A 5,087-nucleotide genomic window follows, 5' to 3' on the forward strand; every position below is an offset into this window, starting at 1 on the left:
GCATCCTCCGGACTCCTCAGCAGGCGCACCACCAAGCCGATGTCACGGTCGCTCAAGCGCGACCGGCCGATGCGGGAGGCTCTGCCGAAGGGGCTCCGTCGCAGGGTCAGTCCTCCTTCGCGAACGGGGGAGCTCGACCGGGTCACGGGGAGGATGGGCAACGACAGGCGGCGCATCGTTCGGCCACCGGCCGGCGCGACGGAGAGCGGATCGATGAGACGATACGTCCTCGCGACGGCGGCATTTATCTGTAGCGCGGTTCCGGCCGCCGCAAACGTGTGTGAGGCCGAGATGGGCCGCGCCTCGGCCCGTTACGGCGTGCCTCTCGGCGTCCTCTACGCCGTCGGCCTCACGGAGACGGGCAAACGCGGCTCGCTCCAGCCCTATGCCATGAACATCGAAGGAACGGCCTATTTCGCGACCGGGCCCCAGGACGTGCTCGCCCACTTCACCGAGGCGCGCCGCCGGGGCGCGCGCCTGATCGATCTCGGCTGCATGCAGATCAATCACCATTATCACGGCGGCAAGTTCGGCTCGGTCGAGGCCATGATCGACCCGCACGCGAACGTGGACTACGCGACGCAATTCCTCCGGGACCTGAAGAAGCGGGAAGGCAGCTGGACGATGGCCGTGGCGCGCTATCATGCCGGCCCGCACAACAACGCGGCGCAGAAGATCTATATCTGCCGGGTCGTGGCGAACATGGTGGTGACGGGTTTCGGCCAGTGGACGCCCGCCGCCACGCGCTTCTGCCAGTGAGAGCCGGAAGGCAGTCCGGAAGCGTCCATGGAACCAAGGGAAGAACCGGGGTCTTTCGCCAGAGGCCACCCGACACCTGACGATCACCGGGCAGGACGGCGGTCATCGTCCGTTCACCGGCCTGGAGGAGCCGCATGACCGACGCCCCAGAGCCGCCGGAAGCACCATCCGGGAAGATGGCCCTGCTGGTGGCCCTCACTCTCGCGGCCGTCGCCGCCGCCGCCTATGTCCTGATCCGTATGGATTAGTCCGGCCGTCGCCGCGCCGACGGACGATCCCGCTCCGTCGCTACAGGATTCGACAGCTCCCGTAGCTGACCTTGATCGCATTGCGCTCCTCGGGATTGAGCTGCGCCTCGACGAAGTTCAGCTTGTTCAGGTCGATCAGCAGGAAATAGACGCCGTTCTGGCATTTGATCGCGTTGCGCGGCGTGCGCTCATTCAGACGCGGCGAGGCGGTCTGACACTCGTAATAGTCGGAGCGTCCTGCCGAGATCACGGTCAGCAGGCCGCCGCTGGTGACCAGCGAGAACGTCCGGGCCTTCTGGGGCTGCGGCTTCGCCCCCTCCGGCGTGGCGGCATCGAGACCGACGGACGCCTCCTCCGTACACGTCATCGGACGGCGCAGCTGGGAGGCGGACGGCGTGATGCTCAGCAGGAGAAGCGCACCGGCGAGCGCTACCCGTTTCGCGATCATCGGCTAGGGATCCGTGATTCGTGGGTAGTTTCTACCCACAAGCTAGGCCTTTACCCGTCGGTGTAAATGCCGCCTGCTCGGGCGGAGAGGCCGATCAACAGATTTGCCCGCTCGTTCCATTTCACGGCGCGCGTGATTACGGGTCAAGCCGGTCTCGCCGAGGACGGCCACCCGGCTTCCGCGGCCGGCGAAACGGGCTCTACGCCTCCGGGACATCTGGATTGTCGTTGGCGGCCGCTTCGGCATCGCGCCGCGCCGCGATCTCCGTGCCGATTTCCATCAGCAGCAGCCGGGACAGGAGCTGCATCGTCGACGTGCCGTGTAGGGCCAGGAGTTGATGGGCCGCGATGGCCGTCTCCACCATGCGGTCAAAACCGTCTTCGTCGGACATGGCGGGGCGGTAACCTGGTTGAATGCCGAGCATACAACTTAAAGGTATGGATCGAGTTCGATCGCCCGCGCAGAAACAGGAGGCCCCATGATCCCGCCCGGCCAAGCCGACGTTCTGCTGAGGAGATTGGCCGAGGCACTCGAAAGTCCGGTCGAGATCTTCTTCCAGGAATCCGGCTCCGAAGCCGGAGGCGCGTCCGGATCGGACTGCGACCCGATGCCGACCCTGGAGCTGCTCCGCCTGTGGCATGCCTTGCGGGAGCCGCGGAGCCGGCAACGGGTCCTGGCGGCCGCTCGTCAGGAGGCCCGGACCCTGCGCGCGACCGGCGCGACGGACGCGGCGGCCGGCTGATCGAAGCCCGGCCGCGCAGCCGCCTTCAGAGGCTGCGGCGGCCGGGTCGCGCGTGCGCTGTCAATGGCTCGCGGACGGGGGCGCGGGTACGGCCGCGAAGGTCAGGACCGTCGCGGGGAGGGCGGGCGCCGCCGGTGCGGCCGGCTTGTCCTGCGGATCCGGCTTGTCCTGCTTTGCCATGCGCTTGTCGCGCTTCTCGTAGAAGGCATTGCCCCCGGCGACGGCCACGTAGTGCATGTTGGTGTAGGGGAACCGGTGGCCGGCGGTGTGGAAATACATCGCCTTCCCGACCTTCGGGTGGCGCTCGCCGGCCAGGACGGCATCGGCGGCATCGGCAACCTTCAGCAGGTCCTTCTCCTGCATCGGCTTGGTGAGCACGCCCGGCGCGAACTGTCCCGGCTGGCCGACAACCGCGCAGATGCCCCCCGGGAAGACCGCATTCTCGAGCCGGTTCATGACCACCGTCCCGACGGCGACCAGCCCGTCGCTGTCGCTCCGGTTCGATTCGAAATACATGGCGCGGCCGAGACAATCGCGCTCGGCATCGCTGACGACCATCGGCGGCTTGCGGTCGGGGATCGACCCCGTCGTGAGAACCGGCGAAGCGGTGTTGCAGGCCCCCAGGCCCCCGGCTACCGCCAGGACAATCAGTGCAGGACCGACCTTCGTCCTCTCGCTACCCTGCATGCATGTGCGCTCCGTGCTCCCCCCAGCCTGCCGCGTCGGGCGGTGTTCCGCTCCGACCGGGCGAAGGCCAAGCTTGACGGCACGTTCGCGGCGAGGATGTGGCGAGGGCGTTCCCGCCTCGGGGCCGGCCCTGAACCCGGGCCTCAGTGCTGGCCCTGGCCGGCGGCCAGGATGGTCACGCCCACGGCGATCACCGCGATGCCCGCCAGCATCGTCGGGTTGATCGCCTCGCCGTACAGCCACGCGCCGCCGAGCGCCGCGCCGATCATGCCGATCCCCGACCAGATCGCGTAGACGACGCCGATCGGCAGCAGGTCCATGCTGGTCGACATCAGCCACAGGGCGGTCCCGTATCCGAGGGCCACGATCACCGTCGGTCCCGGACGCGTGAAGCCTTCGGCGGCCTTCAGCGCCAGGGTGGCGGTGACCTCAGCGCCGATGGCGAGCCCGAGGATCAGGAACGGATTCATGGCACGGCGAATTTTCGGGCTGCACAGGCTGCGTGAATCGGGCGGTCGAGGCGTGTAGAACCTGTTTGGAATCGGACGCCCGAGCAGACGGAGGAGCGCAGGGCCGGCCCAAGTCTGCTTCGAATCGGCCGCAGGACATCGGGCGCCCCCGCCCGACACAGGCCACAGATCCATGAACATTTCCGAACCAGCGTCCCGGAACCTTCGCGGGCGCTGAGCCAGGCGCCACGCGCCCCGTTCTTGCGGCCGGCGTGGGGCCGATTGGGGCCTTCGTTAACCCCTCCTGCGCATGGTGGCTGCGCGCCGCCCCACCGCCGCGATGGCGGCCGCGCGACAGCGACGATCCAGAGCGACACAGACCCAGCATGACCGCGTCCTTGGCGATCCCGGACTCTCCGGCCCGCACGCGCCGGGGCCGCCGCTGGGGCGTGATCGCGGCGGCGGGCGGCGCCGCCGTTCTGGGTTGCGCCTGGACCGCCGCCGCGCTGATCAACGTCCCCGACCCCGTCACCCTGACGGCCCTCGCGGTCATCGAGCCGTCGTCGGTGGGCACGTGGTTCCCGAGCCGGATCGTCCAGGCCCCCGCGCGGGCGAGCGATCTGCCGGCCCGGCCGCGCCCGATCCTCGACCGCGTCCCCTGGAAGGGGAAGACCGTCCCGCTGATGGATGTGCTGGCGGCGACCCACACCAACGCCTTCCTGGTGGTGCAGGACGGGGTGCTGATCCACGAATGGCAGCGCGCGGGAACCGGACCGGAGACGCTGTTTCCCTCGTGGTCGGTGGCGAAGTCCATCGTCTCGCTGCTGGTCGGCGCCGCGGTGGCGCGGGGCCAGCTCGCCGAGACCGACCGGGTCTCCGCCCTCCTGCCCGAATTGAAGAACGGCGCGGTGTTCGGTCAGATCACCGTGCGCAACCTCCTCGACATGGCGAGCGGGATCGCGGTGCCGGAGAACTACGATCCCCGGCATCCCCTGACCGGTACCGCGGGGATGTACCTGACGCGCGACATCACGGCCTTCGTGCGCGACAACGCGCATCTGGCGTTCAAGCCCGGAAGCAAGGGCCGCTACCGCAGCATCGACACAGAGCTGCTCGGCCTGATCCTCGCCCGGGTCGAGGGCAAGCCCCTGGCCGACATCCTCTCGGAGCGGATCTGGAAGCCGATGGGTGCCCAGGCCGACGCCACCTGGAACCTCGACCGGCCCGGCGGCGTCGAGAAGGCGTTCTGCTGCATCAACGCGACGGCCCGCGACTTCGCCCGCCTCGGCCTGCTGGTGGCCGACCAGGGCCGGCTGAACGCCAACCGCATCGTCCCGGCCCGCTGGATCGAGCGGATCATGACGCCGGCCCGGCGCGACGTCGACGGCTGGCAGTACTCGGCCCAGTGGTGGCACGCCCCGGGGGGCGAGGACGACGACATCTCGGCGATCGGCGTCTACGGCCAGTACATCTACGTGAACCGCGAGACCGGCACGGTGATCGTCAAGCTCAGCGATCACGGCGCCGAACAGGACGAGATCGACACGCTCGCGGTGATGCAGACCATCGCGGCCGATCTCGCCGCCGGTCGCCCCCCCGCTTCACGCAAGGATCCTTGAGCGGGGCGCCGCGGCCAAGGCTTCGACCGAGAAGACTTCCACCGAGAAGGCTTCCACCGAGAAGGCTTTTGGCCACAGGCTCCGGTCGAGGCCCGGGTCAGGGCTCGTCGGTCCGCCCCCCGCACGGAGAATGCT

7 protein-coding genes are annotated in these 5,087 nt (G+C 68.9%); 3 read left to right on the forward strand and 4 right to left on the reverse strand.

The genetic code is table 11. The features are described from left to right. Positions 1-213: 213 nt before the first annotated feature. Positions 214-759: a transglycosylase SLT domain-containing protein gene (locus I53_RS28245; RefSeq protein WP_075380073.1), complete on the forward strand. Its 546-nt coding sequence runs from the start codon at positions 214-216 to the stop codon at positions 757-759. Between the two features lie 288 nt (positions 760-1,047). Here I53_RS28245 and I53_RS28250 read toward each other — a convergent pair whose 3' ends face one another. Further along, positions 1,048-1,455 carry a hypothetical protein gene (locus tag I53_RS28250; RefSeq protein WP_043357279.1) on the reverse strand — a complete coding sequence of 136 codons (408 nt, stop codon included), beginning with the start codon at positions 1,453-1,455 and terminating at the stop codon, positions 1,048-1,050. A gap of 199 nt (positions 1,456-1,654) precedes the next feature. Next, the gene (locus I53_RS28255) at positions 1,655-1,846 is read right to left on the reverse strand and encodes a hypothetical protein (protein ID WP_043357287.1); all 192 of its coding nucleotides are present in this window, start codon (positions 1,844-1,846) and stop codon (positions 1,655-1,657) included. 87 nt (positions 1,847-1,933) lie between these two features. On the opposite strand from I53_RS28255, the gene I53_RS28260 reads away from it, so the two are divergent. Further along, positions 1,934-2,197 (forward strand): hypothetical protein, encoded by a 264-nt coding sequence (locus I53_RS28260; RefSeq protein WP_043357281.1) that lies wholly within the window; start codon positions 1,934-1,936, stop codon positions 2,195-2,197. A gap of 60 nt (positions 2,198-2,257) precedes the next feature. Here I53_RS28260 and I53_RS28265 read toward each other — a convergent pair whose 3' ends face one another. Both I53_RS28265 and I53_RS28270 read right to left on the reverse strand, forming a co-directional pair. Continuing rightward, on the reverse strand, positions 2,258-2,884 hold the full coding sequence (locus I53_RS28265; RefSeq protein WP_051045108.1) for a cell wall hydrolase: 627 nt from the start codon (positions 2,882-2,884) through the stop codon (positions 2,258-2,260). 143 nt (positions 2,885-3,027) lie between these two features. Beyond that, on the reverse strand, positions 3,028-3,354 hold the full coding sequence (locus I53_RS28270) for a multidrug efflux SMR transporter (protein WP_043357283.1): 327 nt from the start codon (positions 3,352-3,354) through the stop codon (positions 3,028-3,030). A gap of 365 nt (positions 3,355-3,719) precedes the next feature. Here I53_RS28270 and I53_RS28275 point away from each other — a divergent pair, with 365 nt between their 5' ends. Beyond that, positions 3,720-4,952 carry a serine hydrolase gene (locus I53_RS28275; RefSeq protein WP_043357285.1) on the forward strand — a complete coding sequence of 411 codons (1,233 nt, stop codon included), beginning with the start codon at positions 3,720-3,722 and terminating at the stop codon, positions 4,950-4,952. Positions 4,953-5,087: the final 135 nt, after the last annotated feature.

It is taken from the genome of Methylobacterium sp. B1, from assembly GCF_000333255.1.
In the GTDB taxonomy this organism is placed as follows: Bacteria; Pseudomonadota; Alphaproteobacteria; order Rhizobiales; family Beijerinckiaceae; genus Methylobacterium; species Methylobacterium fujisawaense.

Bases quoted from the DNA above. Each gene is read 5' to 3' on its own strand.
- I53_RS28245 (WP_075380073.1), top strand. From the start codon at position 214: ATGAGACGATACGTCCTCGCGACGGCGGCATTTATCTGTAGCGCGGTT.
- I53_RS28250 (WP_043357279.1), bottom strand. From the start codon at position 1,455: ATGATCGCGAAACGGGTAGCGCTCGCCGGTGCGCTTCTCCTGCTGAGC.
- I53_RS28255 (WP_043357287.1), bottom strand. From the start codon at position 1,846: ATGTCCGACGAAGACGGTTTTGACCGCATGGTGGAGACGGCCATCGCG.
- I53_RS28260 (WP_043357281.1), top strand. From the start codon at position 1,934: ATGATCCCGCCCGGCCAAGCCGACGTTCTGCTGAGGAGATTGGCCGAG.
- I53_RS28265 (WP_051045108.1), bottom strand. From the start codon at position 2,884: ATGCAGGGTAGCGAGAGGACGAAGGTCGGTCCTGCACTGATTGTCCTG.
- I53_RS28270 (WP_043357283.1), bottom strand. From the start codon at position 3,354: ATGAATCCGTTCCTGATCCTCGGGCTCGCCATCGGCGCTGAGGTCACC.
- I53_RS28275 (WP_043357285.1), top strand. From the start codon at position 3,720: ATGACCGCGTCCTTGGCGATCCCGGACTCTCCGGCCCGCACGCGCCGG.